The sequence below is a fragment of the Enterobacter cloacae complex sp. SHL012 genome, from assembly GCF_049237505.1.
Lineage (GTDB): Bacteria > Pseudomonadota > Gammaproteobacteria > Enterobacterales > Enterobacteriaceae > Enterobacter > Enterobacter kobei.
Genome location: NZ_JBMKIZ010000003.1, coordinates 611,528 through 634,771, shown reverse-complemented (window position 1 = coordinate 634,771; position 23,244 = coordinate 611,528). Strand labels below are relative to the sequence as shown.

Below are 23,244 nucleotides of genomic sequence, written 5' to 3'. Positions count from 1 at the left end.
GCACCGCAGAAAAGGGAGTGCAAGCGAGGAGTTTTCAGGAAGGGTACCCCTTACGCCCTGAAGCGTAAGGGGTAAAAGCATTACAGGGCAGCAATAACCGCCTGCTGCTCAATCAGCTTGGTCTTCGCATTCGCGAAGGCAACCAGACGTTCACGCTCTTTGGCAATGACCGCCTCCGGCGCACGGGCGACAAAGCCTTCGTTCGCCAGTTTGCTTTCGATTTTGCCAATTTCTACGTCGACTTTCGCCACTTCTTTCGCCAGACGCGCCAGCTCAGCATCTTTGTCGATCAGGCCTGCCATCGGGATCAGCAGCTCGGCGCCGTCGATGATTTTGGTCACGGAAACCGGACCTTTGTCATCTGCAGGCAGCACGGTGATGCTTTCCAGACGCGCCATCGTTTTCAGGAAGGTGCTGTTCTCGTTCACGCGACGCACGGCAGCCTCGCTGCAGCCGCGCAGCAGCAGTTCCAGCGGCTTGCTCGGGGCGATGTTCATTTCTGCACGCACGTTACGTACGGCAACAATCGCCTGCTTCAGCCATTCGGTATCGGCAGCGGCGGCTTCATCAACGCGCGCAGCATCGAATTCCGGGAACGGCTGCAGCATGATGGTATCGGCATTGATACCTGCAATCACCTTCACGCGCTGCCAGATGGTTTCGGTAATGAATGGAATGACCGGATGCGCCAGGCGCAGCAGACCTTCCAGAACGGTAATCAGCGTGTTGCGCGTGCCGCGCAGCTCCGCTTCAGAACCGCCGTTCATCACCGGCTTCGCCAGCTCCAGGTACCAGTCGCAGAACTGGTTCCAGGTGAATTCATACAGAATGCCCGCTGCGATATCGAAGCGGTAGCTGTCCAGCGCCTCACGGAACGCTTTCACGGTCTGGTTGAATTCCGCCAGGATCCAGCGGTCCGCCAGGGACAGGGTCATCTCGCCGCCGTTGAAGCCGCAATCCTGATCTTCGGTGTTCATCAGCACGAAGCGGCTGGCATTCCACAGCTTGTTACAGAAGTTACGGTAACCTTCCAGACGCTTCATGTCCCAGTTGATGTCGCGGCCGGTCGAGGCCAGCGCCGCCAGGGTGAAGCGCAGGGCGTCGGTACCGTGAGACTCAATCCCGTTCGGGAACTGCTTCTCGGTGCGCTTGCGGATTTTCTCTGCCAGCTGCGGCTGCATCATGTTGCCGGTACGTTTTTCCAGCAAATCTTCCAGCGAAATACCGTCAACCATATCCAGTGGGTCGATAACGTTACCCTTGGATTTGGACATCTTCTGGCCTTCATCATCACGGATCAGACCGGTCATGTAGACGGTATGGAACGGAACCTGAGGCTTGCCGTCTTCGTCTTTGATGAAGTGCATGGTCATCATGATCATGCGCGCAATCCAGAAGAAGATGATGTCGAAACCGGACACCATCACGCTGGTTGGGTGGAACTGACGCAGCGCGTCGGTGTTCTCAGGCCAGCCAAGGGTGGAGAAGGTCCACAGCGCGGAAGAGAACCAGGTATCCAGTACGTCTTCGTCCTGACGCAGCGCAACGTCAGCGCTCAGGTTGTTTTCCTGACGCACTTCGTCTTCGCTGCGGCCAACGTAGACGTTGCCTTCGTTGTCATACCACGCCGGGATGCGGTGACCCCACCACAGCTGACGGGAGATACACCAGTCCTGAATATCACGCATCCAGGAGAAGTACATGTTTTCGTACTGCTTCGGCACAAACTGGATGCTGCCGTTTTCAACCGCTTCCACCGCCGGTTTCGCCAGCACATCGGCACGGACGTACCACTGGTCGGTCAGCATTGGCTCGATAACTACGCCACCACGATCGCCGTACGGCACGGTCAGGTCGTGAGGTTTAATCTCTTCCAGCAGGCCGAGTGCGTCAACGGCAGCCACAATCGCTTTACGCGCGGCAAAACGTTCCAGTTTCTGGAATTCAGCCGGGATCTCGCTGGAGTAAACGTCAGATTCGTTGCCTTTGGTGTCGAACACTTCTGCGCTTTCACGGATATCACCGTCGAAGGTCAGAATGTTGATCATTGGCAGGGCGTGACGACGACCCACTTCATAGTCGTTGAAGTCGTGCGCCGGAGTGATTTTCACGCAGCCAGTGCCTTTTTCCATGTCGGCGTGTTCGTCGCCCACAATCGGAATACGGCGGTTTACCAGCGGCAGCACCACAAATTTGCCGATCAGATCTTTATAACGCGGATCTTCCGGGTTAACGGCCACGCCGGTATCGCCCAGCAGGGTTTCCGGACGGGTGGTGGCAACGACCAGATAATCTTTACCGTCTGCGGTTTTCGCGCCGTCAGCCAGCGGATAGCGGATGTGCCACATGGAGCCTTTAGACTCGCGGTTTTCCACTTCCAGGTCAGAGATGGCAGTACGCAGTTTCGGATCCCAGTTCACCAGGCGCTTGCCACGGTAAATCAGGTCTTCTTTGTACAGACGGACGAAAACTTCTTTCACGGCATTGGACAGGCCTTCATCCATGGTGAAGCGCTCGCGCTCCCAGTCCACGGAGTTGCCGAGGCGGCGCATCTGACGGGTAATGGTGCCGCCGGATTCCGCTTTCCACTGCCAGATTTTGTCGATGAAGGCGTCGCGACCGTAGTCGTGGCGGGTTTTTCCTTCTTCAGCGGCAATTTTACGCTCAACCACCATCTGGGTCGCGATACCCGCGTGGTCAGTCCCCGCCTGCCACAGGGTGTTTTTACCCTGCATGCGCTGGTAGCGGATCATGGTGTCCATGATGGTCTGCTGGAAAGCATGTCCCATATGCAAACTGCCGGTGACGTTCGGCGGCGGGATCATGATGCAGAAGGACTCTTTGCTTTCGTCGCCGTTAGGCTTGAAATAGCCCTGCTGTTCCCAGTGCTCGTAAAGCGGCTGTTCGATATCGCGTGGGTTATATGTCTTTTCCATTATTTCCAGGTTGCCGTATTCAGGTTAAAACCAGCCAGGCGGTACGCTTTATAGCGTTCGCGCGCCAGTTGTTTCAAAGATTCTTCGTAAGGGACAAAGTCTACCACTTCTGTGAAAGCGGTGGCAAAATCTGCAAAGTCTGCCCGCAGGCTAATGAGAATATCGCGCGCGCTGCTGTTGCGCTTTTGTGGCCAGGCGATCTCGACCGGGGCGCCACCGCGCGGACCTTCGCCCGACAGGTTATGCGGGACAAAACTCTCCGGTGGGCGGGCCCACAGGGCTTCATCAAGGCGAATCGCCTGCTGTTCATCTTCACAGGCAATCAGAACGCGTTTACCTGCGCGCCAACGTTCTGCGGCAATGTCACACACCAGCTGTTCGACGGCGCTGAGGCCATCCTGATGGGTGTCGTTGTCCAGAAGGTAGAACGTTGCATTCTTCATATATGGGGCTTCTTGTCGTGGATTTAAATGCAAAGCCGGGTGGCGCTACGCTTACCCGGCCTACGGTTGAGCGACGTTGTCGGCCGGGTAAGGCGAAGCCGCTACCCGGCGTTTTACATCACTCGTCGCCGTTAAAACCCGCACGATTGAGCAGGAACTGCGACAGCAGCGCCACCGGACGGCCGGTGGCACCTTTGGCTTTACCGGAGCGCCATGCGGTACCCGCGATATCCAGGTGTGCCCAGTTATACTTGCGGGTGAAGCGTGCCAGGAAGCAGCCCGCGGTGATAGCCCCGCCAGGACGACCGCCGATGTTCGCCATATCCGCAAAGTTAGACTCCAGCTGTTCCTGGTACTCGTCACCCAGCGGCAGACGCCATGCGCGATCGCCAGCCTGTTCAGATGCCCCGATAAGCTCGTGCGCCAGCGGATTGTGGTTCGACATCAGTCCGGTGATGTGGTGGCCCAGTGCAATCACGCAGGCACCCGTCAATGTGGCGACGTCAATCACCGCTTCAGGCTCGAAGCGCTCAACGTAGGTCAGCACGTCGCACAGCACCAGACGGCCTTCGGCATCGGTGTTCAGCACTTCAACGGTCTGGCCTGACATCGTGGTCAGCACGTCACCCGGACGATAGGCGCGTCCGCCAGGCATGTTTTCGCAGCCTGCCAGAACGCCGATCACGTTAATGGGCAGCTGGAGCTCCGCGACCATGCGCATCACGCCGTAAACCGCCGCCGCGCCGCACATGTCGTACTTCATCTCATCCATGCCTTCGGCAGGCTTGATGGAGATGCCGCCGGAGTCGAAGGTCAGGCCTTTACCGACGAGCACGACAGGGCGCGCATCTTCGGACGGGTTGCCCTTGTATTCGATGACCGACATTAAGGATTCGTTCTGCGAGCCGTTGCCGACCGCCAGATAGGAGTGCATCCCCAGCTCTTTCATCTGCTGTTCACCGATGACGCGAGTGATGACGTTTTTGCTGTAGGAGTCTGCCAGCTGGCGCGCCTGAGAGGCCAGATAGGCAGCGTTACAGATGTTCGGCGGCATGTTGCCGAGGTCTTTCGCCGCTTTAATACCGGCGGCAATCGCCAGACCATGCTGAATAGCGCGTTCGCCGCTGGTCAGTTCGCGACGGGTTGGCACATTGAAGACCATTTTACGCAGCGGACGACGCGGCTCGCTTTTATTGGTCTTCAGCTGATCGAAGCTGTACAGGCTCTCTTTTGCGGTTTCGACCGCCTGACGGACTTTCCAGTAAGTGTTACGGCCTTTAACGTGCAGCTCGGTCAGGAAGCAGACGGCTTCCATTGAACCGGTATCATTCAGCGTATTAATGGTTTTCTGAATGACCTGCTTATACTGACGCTCGTCCAGCTCGCGCTCTTTGCCGCAGCCAATCAGTAGAATACGCTCTGACAGGACGTTTGGAACATGGTGCAGTAACAGCGTCTGCCCAGGTTTGCCTTCCAGTTCGCCACGGCGCAGCAGGGCGCTGATATAGCCGTCACTGATTTTATCGAGTTGCTCGGCGATCGGGGAGAGTCGGCGCGGTTCAAAGACGCCCACAACGATGCAGGCACTCCGCTGTTTCTCCGGGCTACCGCTTTTTACACTGAACTCCATGCACTACGCTCCTGAATCTTAAAGACAACAGCGGCTGCTACGGATAGAATTGAAACCTTTCGTAACTCATGTCCGCTGTTGTGGTGACTTCGTGTTAATCTTACGTTACTACGGTTTCGACACGTCAGAAAAAGTCCTGAAGCGTGAATCCGCCGGATGTTTTAATCTTAGCGATGATTTCGACGACTCAAGAGAATAAATGACGTTTAAGCCATGAAACAAGCGATTTTCCAGCAAAGAGACGGGTTTTTACGGGCGTATTTAAAGTGATAATCATAAGATATCTGGTGCGGGAGACGCTCAAAAGCCAACTGGCGATCCTCTTCATCCTGCTGCTGATTTTTTTCTGTCAGAAGCTGGTTAAGATCCTCGGTGCGGCCGTTGACGGCGAAATTCCAACGAATCTGGTGCTTTCCCTGCTTGGTTTAGGGATCCCGGAAATGGCGCAGCTGATCCTGCCGCTGAGTCTTTTCCTCGGCCTGCTCATGACGCTCGGCAAGCTGTACACCGAGAGTGAAATCACGGTGATGCATGCCTGTGGCCTGAGCAAAGCCGTACTGGTGAAAGCGGCGATGATACTGGCGCTGTTCACGGGGATCGTGGCGGCAGTGAATGTAATGTGGGCGGGCCCCATGTCTTCTCGTCATCAGGACGAAGTGCTGGCCGAAGCGAAAGCGAACCCCGGCATGGCGGCGTTAGCGCAGGGGCAGTTCCAGCAGGCGACCGACGGTAACTCTGTGCTGTTCATTGAGAGCGTTGACGGCAGTAAATTCAACGATGTATTCCTGGCCCAGCTGCGACCTAAAGGTAACGCGCGTCCATCCGTCGTGGTGGCAGATTCCGGTCAGCTGGCGCAGAGTAAAGATGGTTCGCAGATTGTCACGCTGAATAAAGGCACTCGCTTTGAAGGCACCGCGATGCTGCGCGACTTCCGTATTACGGATTTCCAGAACTATCAGGCTATTATCGGCCATCAGGCGGTGGCGCTCGATCCGACGGATACCGAGCAAATGGATATGCGTACATTGTGGAACACTAACACCGACAGAGCGCGTGCGGAGTTCCACTGGCGTATTACGCTCGTATTCACCGTGTTTATGATGGCACTGATTGTGGTACCGCTGAGCGTGGTGAACCCGCGTCAGGGGCGCGTGCTCTCTATGCTGCCAGCGATGCTGCTTTATCTGATCTATTTCCTGCTGCAAACCTCTATTCGCTCTAACGGCGCGAAGGGTAAGCTGGATCCTATGGTCTGGACGTGGTTCGTTAACAGCTTGTACATCTTACTGGCGCTGGGATTAAACCTGTGGGATACGGTGCCAGTGCGCCGCATACGTGCCCGGTTTTCGCGTAAAGGAGCCATCTAATGCAGGCGTTTGGCGTTCTTGACCGCTATATCGGTAAAACCATTTTTACCACCATCATGATGACGTTGTTCATGCTGGTGTCGCTCTCCGGCATTATCAAATTTGTCGACCAGCTGAAAAAAGCCGGGCAGGGCAGTTATGACGCGCTGGGCGCGGGGATGTACACCCTGCTCAGCGTGCCAAAAGATGTGCAGATCTTCTTCCCAATGGCGGCCCTGCTGGGGGCACTCCTCGGGCTAGGCATGCTGGCACAGCGCAGCGAGCTGGTGGTGATGCAGGCCTCAGGCTTTACCCGTATGCAGGTTGCGCTGTCGGTAATGAAAACCGCTATCCCGCTGGTGCTGTTGACCATGGCGATTGGTGAGTGGGTGGCACCGCAGGGCGAGCAGATGGCGCGTAACTATCGTGCTCAGGCGATGTACGGTGGTTCACTACTCTCGACGCAGCAAGGGCTGTGGGCGAAAGATGGTAAAAACTTCGTCTACATCGAACGGGTAAAAGGCGATGATGAACTGGGCGGCGTGAGCATCTACGCCTTCAATGACCAGCGCCGCCTGGAGTCAGTACGACATGCCTCTTCGGCAAAGTTTGACCCCGAACATAAGCAGTGGCGTTTGTCGCAGGTGGATGAATCTGACCTGACCGATCCAAAACAGATCACCGGTTCGCAGACCGTCAGCGGCACGTGGAAGACCAACCTCACGCCGGATAAACTCGGCGTCGTGGCGCTGGATCCTGATGCGCTCTCTATCAGCGGCTTGCACAACTATGTGAAGTACCTGAAGGCGAGCGGGCAGGATGCCGGACGTTATCAGCTCAACATGTGGAGCAAGATCTTCCAGCCGATGTCCGTGGCCGTAATGATGCTGATGGCGCTGTCGTTTATCTTCGGTCCGCTGCGTAGCGTACCGATGGGCGTGCGCGTGGTAACGGGGATCAGCTTCGGCTTTGTCTTCTACGTTCTCGATCAGATCTTCGGACCGCTGACGCTGGTGTACGGTATCCCGCCGATTATTGGCGCGCTGCTACCGAGTGCCAGTTTCTTCCTGATCAGCCTCTGGCTGCTTTTGAAACGCTCCTGACAGACCTCTCCTCGCTTCCGGTTGACCGGGAGCGAGGCTAATCTCCTGTTTCACCCCGCACTTTTTCTCACAACCTTCAACGTCCTGCCCCGAATTTGAGTATTATTGAGCGATAAAGTCGTGAAGGGATCCTCTATGAAGCAAATTCGAATGCTTGCCCAGTATTACGTCGACCTGATGATGAAGCTTGGGCTGGTGCGTTTCTCCATGCTGCTGGCGCTGGCGCTGGTCGTTCTGGCCATTGTCGTGCAAATGGCCGTCACCATGGTTCTGCATGGCCAGGTCGAGAGTATCGACGTCATCCGCTCTATCTTCTTTGGCTTGCTTATTACCCCCTGGGCCGTCTATTTCCTTTCCGTCGTGGTTGAACAGCTTGAGGAGTCCCGTCAGCGCTTGTCAAAACTGGTGGATAAGCTGGAGGAGATGCGCGAGCGCGATCTGAAACTCAACGTTCAGCTTAAAGACAACATTGCGCAGCTGAATCAGGAAATTTCAGATCGTGAGAAGGCGGAGGCGGAGCGTCAGGCCACGCTGGAACAGCTGAAAGTTGAAATGAAAGAGCGCGAGGTGACGCAGATCCAGCTTGAGCAGCAATCCTCTTTCCTGCGTTCGTTCCTGGATGCTTCGCCGGATCTGGTGTTCTACCGCAACGAAGATAAAGAGTTTTCCGGCTGTAACCGGGCGATGGAACTCCTGACCGGAAAAAGCGAGAAGCAGTTGATTCACCTGAAGCCGCAGGACGTTTACTCTGAGGAGGCGGCCGCCAAGGTTATGGAAACGGACGAAAAAGTGTTCCGCCATAACGTCTCGCTGACCTACGAGCAGTGGCTGGATTATCCGGATGGCCGCAAAGCCTGCTTTGAGATCCGTAAGGTGCCCTATTATGACCGCGTAGGGAAACGCCACGGCCTGATGGGCTTCGGCCGTGATATCACCGAGCGTAAGCGCTATCAGGATGCCCTGGAGCGCGCCAGCCGCGATAAAACCACCTTTATCTCCACCATTAGCCACGAACTGCGTACGCCGCTCAATGGCATTGTGGGGCTGAGCCGTATTTTGCTGGATACCGATCTCACTGCAGAGCAGGAAAAGTACCTGAAAACAATTCATGTCTCGGCGGTTACGCTGGGTAATATCTTCAACGATATTATCGATATGGATAAGATGGAACGCCGTAAGGTTCAGCTTGATAACCAGCCGATTGATTTCACCAGTTTCCTTGCCGATCTGGAAAATCTGTCTGGTCTTCAGGCGCAGCAGAAAGGGCTGAGGTTCGTCATGGAGCCCACCCTGCCGCTGCCGCATAAAGTGGTTACCGACGGTACGCGGTTGCGCCAGATCCTGTGGAACCTGATCAGCAACGCGGTGAAATTTACCCAGAAAGGGCAGGTGGCGGTGCGTATCCGCTATGACGCAGGCGACATGCTGCACTTCGAGGTGGAGGACTCCGGGATCGGTATTCCACAGGAAGAGCAGGACAAAATTTTCGCGATGTACTACCAGGTGAAGGACAGCAACGGCGGAAAACCTGCCACCGGGACCGGTATTGGCCTGGCGGTGTCTAAACGGCTGGCGAAGAGCATGGGCGGTGATATTACCGTTGCCAGCCAGCCGGGCAAAGGATCGACCTTTACGCTGACGGTGCATGCGCCAGCGGTGGCGGAAGAAGTTGAGGATACCTTTGAAAACGACGATATGCCGCTGCCAGCCCTGCACGTCCTGCTGGTGGAAGATATTGAGCTGAACGTCATTGTGGCGCGCTCGGTGCTGGAAAAACTGGGCAACAGCGTGGATGTGGCAATGACCGGTAAAGCCGCGCTGGAGATGTTTACACCGGGCGAATATGACCTCGTTCTGCTGGATATCCAGTTGCCGGATATGACCGGGCTGGATATCTCGCGTGAACTGACGCGTCAGTACGCGGCTGACGAACTGCCGCCGCTGGTGGCGCTAACGGCAAACGTACTGAAAGACAAAAAAGAGTATCTCGACGCCGGTATGGACGATGTACTCAGCAAGCCGCTGGCGGTGCCTGCTCTGACCGCCATGATCAAGAAGTTCTGGGATACCCGTGATGAAGAGGAGAGCACCATGACGTCTGTTGATAGCGCAAAAGCCCAAACGATACTCGATACCGCGATGCTGGAGCAGTACATTGACCTGGTCGGCCCGAAACTGATTACCGACGGTCTGGCTGTGTTTGAAAAAATGATGCCGGGCTATCTGAGCGTGCTGGAGTCAAACCTGACGGCACGGGACCAGAAGGGCATCGTGGAAGAAGGGCATAAAATCAAAGGGGCCGCCGGCTCGGTCGGGTTACGCCACCTGCAGCAGCTGGGCCAACAGATTCAGTCGCCTGATTTACCCGCCTGGGAAGATAACGTGGGTGATTGGGTTGAAGAGATGAAACAAGAGTGGCAGAACGATGTGGCGGTGCTTAAAGCCTGGGTGGACGCCAGAAAAAAATGACCCCGGTTTAACCGGGGTGCGCGAATACTGCGCCAACACCAGGGAAATCGTGGCTGCGCCTGTTTTTAAACGTTATTTTCGAATGGGCGCCGCCTGAAAAATTTAGGCCGCACGCAGATAAGATAGCAAATCTTAAATGGTTTGTTACATGAATCAGTGAAATGTGTGAAGCATAGCGTTTTAATCAAAATTATTAATGTGCTTCAGCAAGTTGCAAAGAAGGATCGTCAAGATGAAAAAAATGGGTGTCGTCCTGAGCGGATGCGGTGTTTATGATGGCTCAGAGATACATGAAGCCGTAATTACCCTACTGGCTCTGGCAAAACAGGGCGCAGAGGTGATGTGTTTTGCGCCAGATAAAAATCAGGCGGATGTCATTAACCATCTGACCGGCGAGCCAATGGCCGAAACCCGTAATGTGTTGATTGAAGCCGCGCGTATTGCCCGGGGAGAAATTCGTCCGCTGGCCCAGGCAAATGCTGCTGAACTGGATGCGCTCATTGTGCCGGGTGGCTTTGGTGCCGCGAAAAATCTCAGCACTTTTGCTGCTGAAGGCGCGGCTTGCAAGGTGGACGCGGATTTAAAAGCGCTGGCGCAGGCGATGCATGCGGCGGGTAAGCCGCTGGGCTTTATCTGCATTGCACCGGCCATGCTGCCAAACATTTTTGATTTCCCGTTACGGCTGACAATCGGGACCGATATCGATACTGCTGAGGTCATCGAGGAGATGGGTGGCGAACACGTTCCGTGCCCGGTCGATGACATTGTCGTGGATGAAGAGAACAAAATCGTCACCACGCCCGCGTACATGCTGGCGCAGAATATCGCGCAAGCGGCTGAGGGTATTGAAAAACTGGTAGCCCGGGTACTGGTGCTGACGGAATGAGCCGACAGTCTTCCGCAGGAAAATGGGTGAAATACCTTCTTTTGCGCATCGTACTCGTGCTGGCGGTGTTCTGGGGAGGCGGACTGGCCGTGTTCAGCATTTTGCCAGTACCGTTTTCAGCCGTTATGGTTGAGCGTCAGCTCAGCGCGTGGTTCTCCGGTGATTTTGGCTATGTCGCGCATTCTGACTGGGTGAGTACGGACGAGATCTCACCGTGGATGGGGCTGGCAGTCATCGCGGCGGAAGATCAGAAGTTCCCGGAGCACTGGGGGTTCGATGTGGCCGCGATTGAAAAGGCGCTTGCCCATAACGAACGCCATGAAAATCGCGTGCGCGGTGCGTCTACCCTGTCGCAACAGACGGCAAAAAATCTGTTCCTGTGGGATGGCCGAAGCTGGGTGCGAAAAGGGCTGGAAGCGGGGCTGACCCTGGGAATGGAAACAGTCTGGAGCAAAAAGCGCATTCTGACCGTCTATCTCAATATTGCCGAGTTTGGGGAGGGGGTATTTGGTGTCGAAGCTGCATCACAACGCTATTTTAATAAACCTGCCAGCAGGCTAAGCATGTCGGAGGCCGCGCTGTTAGCCGCTGTACTGCCTAATCCTCTTCGCTTTAAGGCCAGTGCCCCATCAGGCTACGTGCGAAGCCGTCAGGCGTGGATCATGCGTCAGATGCGACAGCTGGGTGGAGAGGGGTTTATGCAGCGTAATCATCTGATGTAGGGCGGGTAAGCGCAGCGCCACCCGCCAGAATGGCAGACCTAATCTTCGTCAAACCCGGCATTAAACAGCGCAATCACCGCCGCCAGCGCTTCCTCTTCCTGAGGGCCGGTGGCTTCGACCTCAATCTGGCGCCCTTTGGCAGAATCCAGCATCAGCAGGGCGATAACGCTGTTCGCTTCCGCTTCGGTGCCTTCATCATTGCGCAACAGAACTTCTGCATCAAAACCCTGCATCAGCTCAAACAGTTTCATCGCCGGGCGTGCATGCATTCCCAGCTTGTTGGTGATCTCAACGGTTTGTTTTACGGTCATGTTTTACGTTTTTCCAGCGTGCGATGACGGGACTGAACGTTCTTGCCGCGCGAGCGGAAATAGTCGGCCAGCTGTTCGGCAATGTAGACCGAACGATGTTTACCGCCGGTACAGCCAATCGCCACCGTCAGGTAGCTACGATTGTTTGTCTCCAGCATAGGTAACCATAGCTCAAGGTAGCTTCGCGTCTGGTAGATAAAATTGTGAACTTCTGTGTGCCTGTCGAGGAACGCCGCAACGGGTTTATCCAGGCCGGTCATAGGACGCAGTTTAGGATCCCAGTGCGGGTTCGGCAGGAAGCGCACGTCGAAAACATAGTCCGCATCAATCGGAATACCGTGCTTAAAGCCAAAGGATTCGAACACCATCGTCAGTTCGCGCTCGCGTTTGCCCAGCAGGCGGGTACGCAGCATTTCCGCCAGTTCATGAACGGACATCTCTGAGGTATCGACAATCAGGTCGGCGCGTGAACGCAGCGGTTCCAGCAGATCGCTCTCTTCGTCGATGGCGCTTTCCAGCGAGAGATTTTTACTGGAAAGCGGGTGCAAACGCCGGGTATCGCTGTAGCGGCGGATCAGGGTATTGCGATCGGCATCGAGAAACAGCAGCTGAGGCGAGAATGCGTCAGGCAGGTTACTCATTGCCTGCTCGAAGATTTCAGGCGACTCGGGCATGTTACGAACGTCGATACTGACGGCAGCAGAGGTTTGTCTCTCCGCCAGGGTACGCGCCAGATCGGGCAATAACACCACCGGCAGGTTATCTACGCAGTAAAAACCCATGTCTTCCAGCGCGCGCAGGGCAACGGATTTCCCCGACCCTGAACGACCGCTGACAATCATCAGCACCATGTTCCGTTTCTCCTCAGGACAACAGATGTGAAGGCCATCTCCTGGTTACGCGTCATCCTGATTGCCTTCTGCTTCAGTGATAATCTGATAAAGCTCTTCATCACTTTGGGCTGAGCGCAGTCGACGGCAGATGGTTTTATCGGCCAGACGTTTAGCGACCAGCGAAAGCGTGTGCAGATGGGTTTTGGTCTGGTCGGCAGGAACCAGCAGCGCGAAGAGGAGATCGACGGGCTGATTATCAATGGCATCAAAGGCAATTGGCGTTTCCAGTTGCACAAACACACCGACGGCACGCAGGGTGTCCTCTTCCAGTTTGCCGTGCGGGATCGCGATGCCGTTGCCGATACCGGTACTGCCCATCTTTTCACGGGTCAGGATCGCTTCGAACACCACCTGCGGCGGCAGGCCCAGCTGTTTTGCAGCCAGTTCACTGATGATCTCCAGCGCACGTTTTTTGCTCTGGCAGTGAACGGCACTGCGGGTACATTCCTGGTTAAGGACATTGCTCAGTTGAAGAGCGGAATCGTTGTTCATCATAATTTCACCTAAGCGCTAACTGTACAAATGGCCTGTTGTTTTTCACAACAGGCCGTCCTGCACCCGTTAACTGCCCGGACAATTAGTGTTGTTTCAGTTTATCTTTATGTTTATTGAGCTGTCGCGCAAGCTTATCAATCAAGCCGTCGATAGCAGCGTACATGTCTTGCCCTTCCGCACTGGCATGGAGTTCACCCCCGTTTACATGCAGGGTCGCATCCGAGATATGAGTCACTTTCTCCACTTTCAACACGACGTAGACCTGGTTGATCCTTTCGAAATACTGCTCGAGTTTCGCGAACTTAGCGTTCACAAAATCACGTAAGGCCTCAGTAATCTCGACATTGTGTCCTGTGATATTGAGCTGCATAGTGTCTTCCTTATCGGTTGTGTCACACCAGTTGTTTACGCTGGTTTGACGGCGGAATGGATAAAGACTCTCGATACTTCGCAACAGTACGACGTGCCACCATAATACCCTGATCGGACAGCATGGTGGTTAACTTACTGTCACTCAGTGGCTTCGCGGGGTTCTCCGCGGCGATCAACTTCTTCACCAGTGCGCGAATCGCCGTTGACGACGCTTCGCCGCCGCCCTCGGTACTCACGTGGCTGGAGAAGAAATACTTAAGCTCAAAAATACCGCGCGGACTGTGCAGATACTTCTGCGTGGTGACGCGGGAAATGGTTGATTCATGCATCTCGACGGCCTGAGCGATATCCGCCAGTACCATCGGTTTCATATATTCTTCGCCCTGTTCAAAGAATGCCTGCTGCTGTTCGACGATACAGCGGCTCACGCGAAGCAGGGTATCATTTCGGCTCTCCAGACTCTTGATCAACCATCGCGCTTCCTGAAGGTTGCTACGAATATATTGATTATCGGCGTCGTTGCGCGCGCTGGTGCACATGGAGGCGTACTGCTGGTTGATTTGCAGGCGAGGGATGCTGTCAGAGTTCAGTTCAACGACCCAGCGGTCGTTATGTTTTCTGACCAGCACGTCCGGGATCACGTACTCGGGTTCACTCGTCTGGATCGACTGACCAGGCCGCGGATCGAGGGACTGAATCAGATTCACCGCCTCTTTCAGCACCTCTTCTTTGAGGCGCGTAACGCGCATCAGGCTACGAAAGTCGTGGTTAGCGAGAAGATCCAGATGATCGCTGATGATTAAGCGTGCTTCGTCGAGCCATGGCGTCTCTTTGCTGAACTGAGAAAGCTGGATCAGCAGGCAGTCGCGCAGATCTTTCGCTGCCACGCCTACGGGATCGAAACGCTGAATACGTTTCAGAACGGCTTCAATCTCTTCCAGCTCAATCTCTTCATCGCCCATGCTCTCCAGAATGTCGTCCAGCGTGACGGTCAGATAGCCGGTGTCATCAACGGCGTCGACAATGGAGGTGGCAATGGCACGATCGGTATCGGAGAACGGGGTCAGCTCCACCTGCCACATCAGGTAATCCTGCAGCGACTGGGTGGTTTCGCCCTGATAAACCGGTAGCTCATCGTCCTGGTAGTCTGCACGCGTACCGGAAGGGGTGCCGGCGGTATAAATTTCATCCCAGCTGGCATCCAGAGGAAGCTCGTCCGGCATCTCTTTTTGTTCGAGCGCATCTGCGGTGTCGAGCGATTCTGTATCCTGGGACTGCTGTGTATCTACCTCATCATGAAGATCGGCTTGCTCCAGCAGGGGATTGCTGTCCAGCGCTTGCTGGAGCTCCTGCTGGAGTTCTAAGGTGGACAGTTGCAACAGACGAATTGCCTGCTGTAACTGCGGCGTCATCGCCAGTTGTTGGCTGAGCCTTAATTGCAAACCTTGCTTCATGTTCAGAGCATTTTTCTCCGGTTCGGCGTTACGTTACCTCTACCCTATCAGAGTCTGAAGTCTTCCCCAAGATAGACGCGCTTAACATGATCGTTTTCGAGGATCTGCTGCGGCGTACCGTGGGCGATCAGATTGCCCTGGCTCACAATGTACGCGCGCTCACAGACGGCAAGCGTTTCACGCACGTTGTGGTCGGTGATCAGCACGCCAAGCCCGCTGTCACGCAGATGCTCAATGATACGTTTAATGTCGATGACGGAGATTGGGTCAACACCGGCAAACGGTTCATCCAGAAGGATAAATTTCGGGTTTGCAGCCAGCGCGCGCGCAATCTCAACACGACGACGTTCACCGCCGGACAATGCCTGACCCAGGCTGTCGCGCAGGTGCTCGATGTGAAACTCTTCCATCAGCTCGTTGGCGCGATCCTGACGCTGTTCGCTGGTCAGGTCGTCACGAATTTGCAGAACCGCCATCAGGTTATCAAAGACGCTCAGACGGCGGAAAATAGAGGCTTCCTGCGGCAGATAGCCGATGCCACGACGCGCGCGCGCGTGCAGTGGCAGCAGGCTGATGTCTTCATCATCGATGATGATGTTGCCGGCATCACGCGGGACAATGCCAACCACCATGTAGAAGGTGGTGGTTTTACCCGCACCGTTAGGGCCTAGCAGGCCCACAATTTCGCCGGAGTTGACGGTCAGACTGACATCTTCTACGACACGGCGGCCCTTATAGGCCTTCGCGAGATTTTTTGCAGTTAATGTTGCCATAACGAATTAGTTACTCTTCTTCTGTGCCGGGGCCTGACCCTTGCCTTTATCCTGCAGCTGAGACGGAACCAGCACGGTGGTTACGCGTTTGCCTTTCTCGCTGGAGGCCTGCATTTTTTGCTCTTTCACTAGATAGGTGATCTTGTCGCCGGTAATGTTGCTGTCCAGCTGTTCCAGATACGCGTTTCCGGTCAGGATAACCAGGTCTTTCGCCAGCTCATAGTGCATATGCGAGGCGCGGCCTTTCACCGGTTTGCCGTTGTCCTGCATCTGGTAGAAGGTGGCCGGGTTGCCGTAACCATCAATGATCTCTTTGCCCTGCTCGCCACCCGGACGGGTAACGACCACTTTATCAGCGTTAATTTTGATGGTGCCCTGCGTCATCACGACGTTACCCGTGAAGGTGACGACGTTACCCTGCATATCGAGGGACTGAGTGTCAGACTCGATGTGGATCGGCTGGTCGGTATCGCCCGTTACAGCAAGCGCGGGGAGACTGGCCGCCAGCATCGCGCTGGCGATAATTACTTTAAGGCTGAGTTTGTTTGTTTTGAATTTCATAGGAGGTTCTAACCTTTTCAATCAGCTCGGCGTTCTTGCTGCGTAAGTTCCCGCGCATTCTTAAACCGCTGGAATTAAATGTTGTGCCATACAGTGTGACCAGATCCTGCGAGGTCACGTCCTGGGTTACCAGGTTGATCTGGGCATTATCGGTCGTAATTTTCCGCAGTTGCGAGTCAGCGGTCAGGGCGTTGACTTCAACGTGGCCATACAGATAAAGCATACGGTCATTTGTCAGTTTGGCTCGATCTGACTTAATTGACCACGTCGGCACTTTGTCTTTATCGAATGTGGTCATGACGGGTTGGGTAAACCACGAAACGCCTTCATCGGAAAAATATTCCACATGCTGGGCAACCAGGCGATAGTTCAGCGCACCTTCCGGGCTATAGACCACGGTGTCGCTGTGATCGCTTTTGTAGGTTGGATCGTTATTGTTGATCACTTCCTTTTGCGTATCGTCGCGATCGGCCAGGTTCACGCCAATCAATACCAGTGCGACAAGCGAAAGCAGAATGATAACCCAACGTCTGGTTTTACTCATATTGATTGCCCTTTGGCCTCATCAAGCTTGCCCTGCGCCAGCAGAAGCAGGTCGCAGACTTCACGTACGGCACCGCGGCCACCGTTGATGTGGGTAACGTAGTCAGCGCGTGGGAGCAGCAGCGGGTGAGCGTCAGCAACCGCAATGCTGAGACCGACTTCAGCCATCACTGGCCAGTCAATCAAATCGTCCCCGACATAGGCCACGTTTTCCGGCGCGATCGCCAGTTTACCCAGTAAATCGTTGAACGCTGCCATTTTATCGGATTGCCCCTGATACAGATGGGTAATCCCTAAGGTTTCACAGCGGTCTTCTACCAGTTTAGCTTTCCGCCCGGTGATGATAGCCACCTCGATACCCGAGGTGAGCGCGCAGCGAATTCCGTAGCCATCGCGGACGTTAAACGCTTTCAGCTCTTCGCCATGATTGCCCATGTAAATCAGGCCATCGGAGAGTACGCCATCGACATCAAGGATGAGCAGACGAATATTTTCCGCCTTTGCCATCATCTGGGTACTAACCGGTCCATAACAGGTTGCAAGGGATGCACCCGCATTACTCATTGTCTTATCCTTCATTACACTACGCCTGCGCGCAGCAGATCATGCATATGTACCACACCCAGCAACTGGTCGCCATCGGCAACCATAACGGAGGTGATATGGCGGGACTGCATCAGGTTCAGCACATCCACGGCCAGCGTACCCGGACGCACGCGAATCCCGCCGGGCGTCATCACATCGGCAATGCCAAGTGTACGGACATCTACACCCATGTCGAACACGCGACGCAGGTCGCCATCGGTGAAGATCCCCTGAATTTTCATCAGGTCGTCACACACGACCGTCATGCCCAGATTCTTGCGGGTGATTTCCAGCAGCGCATCACGTAGGGAGGCCTCTTTACTGACGTGAGGGATCTCATCCCCGGTGTGCATAATGTCGTTTACCCGAAGCAGCAGCTTGCGCCCCAGCGCGCCACCCGGGTGGGAAAGCGCGAAGTCCTCCGGCGTAAAACCACGCGCTTCCAGCAACGCAACGGCAAGTGCATCGCCCATGACCAGGGCCGCGGTGGTACTGGACGTTGGCGCCAGACCGAGAGGACAGGCTTCTTTGGGTACTTTTACGCACAGGTGAATATCGGCTGCACGCGCCATGCTGCTTTCCGGGCGGCTGGTCATGCAAATCAGCGGCACCTGCAGGCGCTTCAGTACCGGGATTAGCGCCAGGATTTCATTGGATTCACCGGAGTTGGACAGCGCGATGACAACATCCTGCGGCGTGACCATCCCCAGGTCGCCGTGTGCGGCTTCTCCCGGGTGGACAAAGAAGGAGGAGGTTCCGGTGCTGGCAAAGGTTGCCGCCATTTTGCGGCCAATATGACCGGATTTGCCCATCCCCATCACCACGACTTTACCGGCACAGTAAAACATCTTCTCACAGGCCAGACTAAAATCCTGATTAATGTACTGATCTAACTGCGCCAGACCTTCACGTTCAATCTCCAGAACGTCTTTGCCTGCTTTCTGAAAGTCAAAACCCGGCTGCAATTCTATTTGCGACATAATGCGTTTCCGTTTACCCAGAGAGAAGAGGCGAGAGCCAGTACAGCATCGCCATCCATACGATAAATCCACCTGTCAGCAGCGCACCTGCGCCTTTGCCGATCTGTCGTTGCCGCCGCCAGCAGAGCAGGGCGAATATCACGCTGACCAACAACATCACTCCGTAATCGCGAGAGAATGCCAGAGGGTTGAAGGGCCCTGGCGTAATCAGGGCCGGCAGACCCATCACAATCGCGATATTAAATATGTTGGAACCGATGATATTACCAATGGCAATGTCATCTTCCCCTTTACGTGCCCCCGCAATGGCGGTGGCCAGCTCCGGCAGGCTGGTGCCGATAGCAATCACCGTCAGGCCAATCGTCAGTTCACTCATGGCGAAAAAGTTCGCCAGCACCGTCGCGTTATCCACGACCATGCGCGTTGCCATCGGCATAATAATCAGCGCGACGCCAAGCCAGAGCAGGGCGACCGGTAGCGTACCTTCGCGCGGGAGTTCGGCGACCTGCTCACGCGTGAGGCTGTCATGACCCAGTTTCTCAGCCTGGCGGGCGATTTTAACACTATACAGCAGCCAAATGACGGCCAGCGCCAGCAGGAAAATGCCGTCGCTGTAGCTCAGTACGCCATCATAAAATACGCAGCCTGCCAGCAGACTTACGATTAACATTAGCGGCAATTCACGGCGCAGAACATCAGAATGCACGCGAAATGGATGGAGTAGCGCCGCCAGGCCCAGGATCAGTAAGATGTTGACGATGTTAGAGCCAATCGCGGTGCCAATTGCAAGGTCTAACTGACCGTGCAACGATGCCGAGACAGAGACGATGATTTCAGGAAGCGACGTGCCAACACTGACAACGGTCATCCCGATGACAACCGGCGGTACGCCCGTCAGGCGACACAGGATTGATGCAGCAAACACTAAACGGTCAGCACTGTAGACCACCAAAAGTAAACCAATTATTAACAGTGCTGTTGCTAAAAGCATCAAAAGTCCTTTCTTCAGGTATACTTGTCGGTCCATCGCGCGGGAATGGCTGGACTGCATACGGTCTGAGGCGTAACGAATTCCTAATTTTGACTTTATGCGCCGGAAAAGTAAAACAAATGCCAGCTTTCGCTAACCTCAATGGCTAATATTCTGTAAAAATGCTGAGTTTAGGGCTGATTCAGGCTGCACGCTTAAACGTGAGCAGGGTAAGAAAGGAACCATAAATGAGCCAAACGATGGCGAATTTAGTCGATGTCCGCGGTGTGAGTTTCTCGCGTAGTAATCGATTGATATTCGATGATATTTCGTTGACCGTACCGCGTGGCAAAATTACCGCCATCATGGGGCCGTCCGGGATCGGTAAAACGACCCTTCTGCGCCTTATTGGTGGGCAGATACCACCTGACAGCGGTGAAATCCTCTTCGATGGCGAAAACATCCCGGAGATGTCGCGCTCGCGCCTGTATACTGTCCGCAAACGTATGAGTATGCTCTTTCAGTCGGGGGCGCTGTTCACCGACATGAACGTCTTTGATAACGTGGCTTATCCGCTGCGCGAACATACCAGCCTGCCGCCTGAACTGCTGAAAAGCACGGTGATGATGAAGCTTGAAGCTGTCGGTCTGCGGGGGGCTGCGAAACTGATGCCTTCAGAACTGTCTGGCGGGATGGCGCGACGTGCCGCACTGGCGCGAGCCATTGCATTAGAACCCGATTTAATCATGTTCGACGAACCGTTTGTCGGACAGGATCCCATCACGATGGGCGTGCTGGTGAAGCTTATCTCTGAACTAAATAGCGCGCTCGGCGTAACCTGTATTGTGGTGTCTCACGATGTACCGGAAGTGTTGAGCATTGCCGATTACGCCTATATCGTGGCGGACAAAAAGATCGTCGCACACGGCAGCGCCCAGGCGCTTCAGGAAAATTGCGATCCGCGCGTGCGGCAATTCCTCGATGGTATTGCTGACGGACCCGTACCGTTCCGCTACCCGGCGGGCGATTATCGTGACGATTTACTGGGATTAGGGAGTTAAGCCACTCATGCTGTTAAATGCGTTGGCCGCCCTTGGACACCGTGGCATAAAAACCATCAGGACGTTCGGGCGTGCCGGATTAATGTTATTCAACGCGCTGGTTGGCAAGCCGGAGTTTCGCAAGCACGCGCCTCTGCTGGTGCGGCAGCTTTATAATGTCGGTGTGCTGTCGATGCTCATCATCATTGTCTCCGGCCTGTTTATCGGTATGGTGCTGGGGCTGCAGGGCTACCTCGTTCTGACCACCTACAGTGCGGAAACCAGCCTCGGGATGCTGGTGGCGCTCTCACTGCTGCGTGAACTGGGGCCGGTTGTGGCGGCGCTGCTGTTCGCCGGTCGTGCAGGGTCAGCACTCACGGCAGAAATTGGCCTGATGCGCGCCACCGAGCAACTCTCCAGCATGGAGATGATGGCGGTCGACCCGCTGCGTCGGGTCATCTCTCCGCGTTTCTGGGCGGGGGTGATCTCGTTACCGCTACTGACTATTCTGTTTGTCGCCGTGGGGATCTGGGGTGGTTCGCTGGTGGGGGTCCACTGGAAAGGCATTGATGCCGGTTTCTTCTGGTCCGCCATGCAGGATGCCATCGATCTGCGAATGGATCTGGTTAACTGCCTGATTAAAAGCGTGGTATTTGCCATTACGGTCACCTGGATCGCCTTGTTCAATGGTTATGATGCCATTCCGACGTCGGCGGGCATTAGCCGTGCAACTACACGTACTGTCGTACATTCGTCGCTGGCCGTACTGGGTCTGGATTTTGTGCTCACCGCACTGATGTTTGGGAATTGAGTTCATGCAAACGAGAAAAAATGAAATTTGGGTCGGCGTGTTTCTGCTGCTGGCGCTGCTGGCCGCACTGTTTATCTGTCTGCGAGCGGCGGATATCACCTCAGTGCGCACCGAGCCGACATACCGTGTCTATGCCACCTTCGATAATATCGGCGGCCTGAAAGCGCGCTCACCGGTGCGTATTGGTGGCGTTGTTATCGGGCGTGTATCAGACATAACGCTTGATGAGAAAACGTATCTGCCGCGCGTTGCGATGGATATCGAAGAGCGTTACAACCACATTCCGGACACCAGCTCCCTGTCAATCCGTACTTCCGGCCTGCTTGGAGAGCAATACCTGGCGCTCAACGTTGGCTTTGAAGACCCTGAGCTTGGAACGACTATCCTTAAAGACGGTAGCGTTATCCAGGATACGAAGTCCGCGATGGTGCTGGAAGATATGATTGGTCAGTTCCTTTACAACAGTAAAGGGGATGATAAAAAGTCTGACGATGCCCCTGCGCAGAGTGAAGACCATACCAACGCTGCGCCGACCCCAGGTGCGACGAATTAATTCAGGAGAAGTCATTCATGTTTAAACGACTGTTAATGGTTGCCATGCTGGTCATTGCTCCTCTGACTGCGGCTCATGCTGCGGATCAAAGCAACCCGTACAAACTGATGGACGAAGCTGCGAAGAAAACCTTCGACCGTCTCAAAAACGAACAGCCAAAAATTCGCGCGAATCCTGATTATCTGCGTGACGTGGTAGACCAGGAACTGCTGCCCTATGTGCAGATCAAATATGCTGGTGCGCTGGTGCTGGGACGTTATTACAAAGATGCGACGCCTGCGCAGCGTGAAGCCTACTTTGCTGCGTTCCGTGAATACCTGAAACAGGCGTATGGTCAGGCGCTGGCGATGTACCACGGCCAGACCTATCAGATTGCTCCCGAGCAGCCGCTGGGTGATGCCACCATTGTGCCTATCCGCGTGACGATCAACGATCCTAACGGCCGTCCACCGGTGCGCCTGGATTTCCAGTGGCGTAAAAACAGCCAGACCGGGCACTGGCAGGCCTATGACATGATTGCCGAAGGGGTAAGCATGATCACCACCAAACAGAACGAGTGGAGTGACCTGCTGCGCACCAAAGGTATTGATGGCCTGACCGCGCAACTGCAGTCTATTGCGCGTCAGAAAATTACTCTGGACGAGAAAAAGTAATGTCGCAGCAACTCAGCTGGTCGCGTGAAGGTGAGACGTTAAAGCTGTCCGGTGAACTTGATCAGGACCTGCTGAACCCACTGTGGGATAAACGCCACGACGCGATGCAGGGCGTGACGCTCATCGACTTAACCGACGTCACGCGGGTGGATACGGCAGGTGTTGCGCTGCTCGCCCATCTGGTCGCTGTGGGGAAAAAGCAGGGGACAAGCGTCAGGCTTCATGGCGCGAGCGATAATGTCGTTACCCTTGCCCAACTCTACAATTTGCCTCCGGACGTCCTGCCTCGTTAATATTTTCAGTGCGTTACTTCCGAAAGCCCTGACAGTTTCATCGTCGGGGCTTTTTGCTTGTTTAAGACGACGCCACTTTGCTCTAAGATGTTGGGCTTGTTTTCACTATCAGATGATTAAGAACCCATGGAAAATCATGAAATCCAGACAGTGCTGATGAATGCACTCTCCCTTCAGGAAGCCCACGTCACTGGCGATGGCAGTCACTTCCAGGTTATTGCTGTGGGTGAGATGTTCGACGGTATGAGCCGTGTGAAGAAACAGCAGGCTGTGTACGCGCCGCTGATGGAATATATTGCGGATAACCGCATCCACGCCCTGTCGATTAAAGCGTTCACCCCGCAAGAGTGGGCACGCGATCGCAAACTAAACGGTTTTTGAGCTGAGGGCGACAGGCCCGCAGCACGGTTGAATTTATAAGA

25 protein-coding genes are annotated in these 23,244 nt (G+C 54.9%); 11 read left to right on the top strand and 14 right to left on the bottom strand.

Annotated features, from left to right (window positions below; all coding sequences use genetic code 11):
* Positions 1-80: 80 nt before the first annotated feature.
* The 3 genes from ACOTY9_RS14215 to pepA form a co-directional block, all read right to left on the bottom strand.
* Positions 81-2,936, bottom strand: a complete 2,856-nt coding sequence (locus ACOTY9_RS14215; RefSeq protein WP_348565946.1) for a valine--tRNA ligase — start codon at positions 2,934-2,936, stop codon at positions 81-83.
* Positions 2,936-3,379 (bottom strand): DNA polymerase III subunit chi, encoded by a 444-nt coding sequence (gene holC, locus ACOTY9_RS14210; RefSeq protein ID WP_014885404.1) that lies wholly within the window; start codon positions 3,377-3,379, stop codon positions 2,936-2,938. The genes ACOTY9_RS14215 and holC overlap by 1 nt, the downstream gene beginning before the upstream one ends.
* 118 nt (positions 3,380-3,497) lie before the next feature.
* Positions 3,498-5,009, bottom strand: coding sequence for a leucyl aminopeptidase (pepA, locus tag ACOTY9_RS14205; protein ID WP_014885403.1), 1,512 nt, complete (start codon positions 5,007-5,009; stop codon positions 3,498-3,500).
* Between the two features lie 266 nt (positions 5,010-5,275).
* Here pepA and lptF point away from each other — a divergent pair, with 266 nt between their 5' ends.
* The 5 genes from lptF (at position 5,276) to mtgA (ending at position 11,535) form a co-directional block, all read left to right on the top strand.
* The gene (lptF, locus tag ACOTY9_RS14200; protein WP_348565945.1) at positions 5,276-6,376 is read left to right on the top strand and encodes an LPS export ABC transporter permease LptF; all 1,101 of its coding nucleotides are present in this window, start codon (positions 5,276-5,278) and stop codon (positions 6,374-6,376) included.
* Positions 6,376-7,458 (top strand): LPS export ABC transporter permease LptG, encoded by a 1,083-nt coding sequence (gene lptG, locus ACOTY9_RS14195; protein WP_014885401.1) that lies wholly within the window; start codon positions 6,376-6,378, stop codon positions 7,456-7,458. Before lptF ends, lptG begins: the two co-directional genes overlap by 1 nt.
* Positions 7,459-7,593: 135 nt before the next feature.
* Entirely contained in the window at positions 7,594-9,927 is a 2,334-nt protein-coding gene (gene arcB / locus ACOTY9_RS14190; protein WP_014885400.1) for an aerobic respiration two-component sensor histidine kinase ArcB, read from the top strand.
* Between the two features lie 232 nt (positions 9,928-10,159).
* Complete coding sequence (gene elbB, locus ACOTY9_RS14185; protein ID WP_014885399.1) at positions 10,160-10,813, top strand: isoprenoid biosynthesis glyoxalase ElbB; 654 nt, start codon at positions 10,160-10,162, stop codon at positions 10,811-10,813.
* Positions 10,810-11,535: a monofunctional biosynthetic peptidoglycan transglycosylase gene (gene mtgA, locus ACOTY9_RS14180; protein WP_023337859.1), complete on the top strand. Its 726-nt coding sequence runs from the start codon at positions 10,810-10,812 to the stop codon at positions 11,533-11,535. Before elbB ends, mtgA begins: the two co-directional genes overlap by 4 nt.
* Before the next feature lie 38 nt (positions 11,536-11,573).
* On the opposite strand, the gene npr is transcribed toward mtgA, so the two are convergent.
* The 11 genes from npr to ACOTY9_RS14125 form a co-directional block, all read right to left on the bottom strand.
* On the bottom strand, positions 11,574-11,846 hold the full coding sequence (gene npr / locus ACOTY9_RS14175; protein WP_003861872.1) for a PTS phosphocarrier protein NPr: 273 nt from the start codon (positions 11,844-11,846) through the stop codon (positions 11,574-11,576).
* Entirely contained in the window at positions 11,843-12,697 is an 855-nt protein-coding gene (rapZ, locus tag ACOTY9_RS14170; protein WP_014885397.1) for an RNase adapter RapZ, read from the bottom strand. The genes npr and rapZ overlap by 4 nt, the downstream gene beginning before the upstream one ends.
* A gap of 45 nt (positions 12,698-12,742) precedes the next feature.
* A complete protein-coding gene (gene ptsN / locus ACOTY9_RS14165) occupies positions 12,743-13,234 on the bottom strand; it encodes a PTS IIA-like nitrogen regulatory protein PtsN (protein WP_008501443.1) in 492 nt (163 codons plus the stop codon).
* A gap of 82 nt (positions 13,235-13,316) precedes the next feature.
* Positions 13,317-13,604, bottom strand: coding sequence for a ribosome hibernation promoting factor (hpf, locus tag ACOTY9_RS14160; protein ID WP_014171818.1), 288 nt, complete (start codon positions 13,602-13,604; stop codon positions 13,317-13,319).
* 22 nt (positions 13,605-13,626) lie between these two features.
* The gene (gene rpoN, locus ACOTY9_RS14155) at positions 13,627-15,060 is read right to left on the bottom strand and encodes an RNA polymerase factor sigma-54 (protein ID WP_014885396.1); all 1,434 of its coding nucleotides are present in this window, start codon (positions 15,058-15,060) and stop codon (positions 13,627-13,629) included.
* Positions 15,061-15,107: 47 nt separating this feature from the next.
* Positions 15,108-15,833, bottom strand: coding sequence for an LPS export ABC transporter ATP-binding protein (lptB, locus tag ACOTY9_RS14150; protein WP_014885395.1), 726 nt, complete (start codon positions 15,831-15,833; stop codon positions 15,108-15,110).
* A gap of 6 nt (positions 15,834-15,839) precedes the next feature.
* Positions 15,840-16,394: a lipopolysaccharide ABC transporter substrate-binding protein LptA gene (gene lptA, locus ACOTY9_RS14145; protein WP_023331402.1), complete on the bottom strand. Its 555-nt coding sequence runs from the start codon at positions 16,392-16,394 to the stop codon at positions 15,840-15,842.
* The gene (lptC, locus tag ACOTY9_RS14140; protein WP_014885393.1) at positions 16,363-16,938 is read right to left on the bottom strand and encodes an LPS export ABC transporter periplasmic protein LptC; all 576 of its coding nucleotides are present in this window, start codon (positions 16,936-16,938) and stop codon (positions 16,363-16,365) included. The genes lptA and lptC overlap by 32 nt, the downstream gene beginning before the upstream one ends.
* Positions 16,935-17,501, bottom strand: a complete 567-nt coding sequence (kdsC, locus tag ACOTY9_RS14135; protein WP_023331400.1) for a 3-deoxy-manno-octulosonate-8-phosphatase KdsC — start codon at positions 17,499-17,501, stop codon at positions 16,935-16,937. The genes lptC and kdsC overlap by 4 nt, the downstream gene beginning before the upstream one ends.
* Positions 17,502-17,515: 14 nt before the next feature.
* Positions 17,516-18,502: an arabinose-5-phosphate isomerase KdsD gene (kdsD, locus tag ACOTY9_RS14130; protein ID WP_014885391.1), complete on the bottom strand. Its 987-nt coding sequence runs from the start codon at positions 18,500-18,502 to the stop codon at positions 17,516-17,518.
* Positions 18,503-18,515: 13 nt separating this feature from the next.
* Positions 18,516-19,493 carry a calcium/sodium antiporter gene (locus ACOTY9_RS14125; RefSeq protein ID WP_014885390.1) on the bottom strand — a complete coding sequence of 326 codons (978 nt, stop codon included), beginning with the start codon at positions 19,491-19,493 and terminating at the stop codon, positions 18,516-18,518.
* Positions 19,494-19,720: 227 nt separating this feature from the next.
* On the opposite strand from ACOTY9_RS14125, the gene mlaF reads away from it, so the two are divergent.
* The 6 genes from mlaF to ibaG all read left to right on the top strand — a co-directional run bounded on the left by mlaF (position 19,721) and on the right by ibaG (position 23,203).
* The gene (gene mlaF / locus ACOTY9_RS14120; RefSeq protein ID WP_014885389.1) at positions 19,721-20,533 is read left to right on the top strand and encodes a phospholipid ABC transporter ATP-binding protein MlaF; all 813 of its coding nucleotides are present in this window, start codon (positions 19,721-19,723) and stop codon (positions 20,531-20,533) included.
* A gap of 7 nt (positions 20,534-20,540) precedes the next feature.
* On the top strand, positions 20,541-21,323 hold the full coding sequence (gene mlaE / locus ACOTY9_RS14115) for a lipid asymmetry maintenance ABC transporter permease subunit MlaE (protein WP_010436044.1): 783 nt from the start codon (positions 20,541-20,543) through the stop codon (positions 21,321-21,323).
* Positions 21,324-21,327: 4 nt separating this feature from the next.
* Positions 21,328-21,876, top strand: coding sequence for an outer membrane lipid asymmetry maintenance protein MlaD (gene mlaD, locus ACOTY9_RS14110; protein WP_014885388.1), 549 nt, complete (start codon positions 21,328-21,330; stop codon positions 21,874-21,876).
* Positions 21,877-21,893: 17 nt separating this feature from the next.
* Positions 21,894-22,529 (top strand): phospholipid-binding protein MlaC, encoded by a 636-nt coding sequence (mlaC, locus tag ACOTY9_RS14105; RefSeq protein WP_014885387.1) that lies wholly within the window; start codon positions 21,894-21,896, stop codon positions 22,527-22,529.
* Positions 22,529-22,822 (top strand): lipid asymmetry maintenance protein MlaB, encoded by a 294-nt coding sequence (gene mlaB / locus ACOTY9_RS14100; RefSeq protein WP_014885386.1) that lies wholly within the window; start codon positions 22,529-22,531, stop codon positions 22,820-22,822. The genes mlaC and mlaB overlap by 1 nt, the downstream gene beginning before the upstream one ends.
* A 126-nt stretch (positions 22,823-22,948) precedes the next feature.
* A complete protein-coding gene (gene ibaG / locus ACOTY9_RS14095; RefSeq protein ID WP_008501458.1) occupies positions 22,949-23,203 on the top strand; it encodes a BolA family iron metabolism protein IbaG in 255 nt (84 codons plus the stop codon).
* Positions 23,204-23,244 lie beyond the last annotated feature (41 nt).